At 31.8% G+C, this 1,091-nt stretch carries 1 protein-coding gene; it reads right to left on the bottom strand.

Annotated elements, in window-relative coordinates:
* Window positions 1–943, bottom strand: a 943-nt coding sequence (locus ASJ81_RS13380; RefSeq protein WP_095642727.1) for an ISNCY family transposase, incomplete at its 3' end; no start/stop codon positions are given.
* Between the last annotated feature and the right edge of the window lie 148 nt (window positions 944–1,091).

Below are 1,091 nucleotides of genomic sequence, written 5' to 3'. Positions count from 1 at the left end.
TTTCTAGCTTCAATTTATATCTAAATCGGTTAAATTCCTTTTTTGCCTTTATACTCCATTCTTGATGCTTTTCTTCATTCATAATTACGTTAAGTTCTTCAGATAGAATTTTTTCCAGGAATTTAATCTCATTTTCACGATTGTAAAATATATTCAATAACCTGTATTTTAATAGTTCCTGTTCAATTGTTGTTTTCTTCGGAAAATCGCTAACTATAAGCTTGTTTAAGTGCATCAAACAGTATTGATGCACTAACTTATCCCCAAAAACTTCCTTTAAAATATCTGGGTATCTCTTATCAAAATCCGTAACAATAAACACAGGTTCTGATGTATCTAGATTTTTTCGTAGAAACGTTTTGATGGTTTCTGAACTTTTATCCTCAAAAAGTTCATCTGCTATTGTTCTTTGAGTTTTTGCATCCAGTAATGTTAAACGGTATTTCTGACAACGTCCCTCTTTTGGATGCTGTTCGTCATAGTGCACCATATGTACATTTTCTAAAATTGGAACATTTTCCTGTTCCATTTCTTTGTTGAATGTTCTAAAAATAGTGCTTCTTGATCTTGGAAATATGAAGCTCATTATATCAGAAATTCCATCATAAGAAACTTTATGGTATCTGAGCACCTGGAAAAAATTATTAAATGAATCAAAAAGTAAAGTTTTCAGACCTTCCCAAAAACTATGATCTTCTTCGTCTGTACTACCACAATTTTGGCATTTGTATCGACCAATGCTGATTTTTCCAAGACCTTTTTTGATGTATAGATTATAGCCGTTATGAACCATAGGAGCACTGCAAATAGGGCAGGCTGGAGGAATTTTTCTACGAAAAATTCCTCTTGTGGTATATTCGTAATCATTGCTATAACTATCAAAAAGGTATGAGAGAGCAGGGAGTTCCGATAAGTTATTAAGAGTAAGATTTATAATTACCATTGTTTTTGCCGTAACATCATTACATAATTAGAGAATTATAAATTTATGTAGTGATGTTACACTTACTTTCATCACTAGATTTTGGAACTGAGTCCCATTTCCCCATTATTTATTTCGACATTTTTAGTCTTATAAAATGTCGCGGTTC

Source organism: Methanosarcina spelaei, assembly GCF_002287235.1.
Lineage (GTDB): Archaea > Halobacteriota > Methanosarcinia > Methanosarcinales > Methanosarcinaceae > Methanosarcina > Methanosarcina spelaei.
This window is presented reverse-complemented; position numbering and strand designations above follow the sequence as displayed.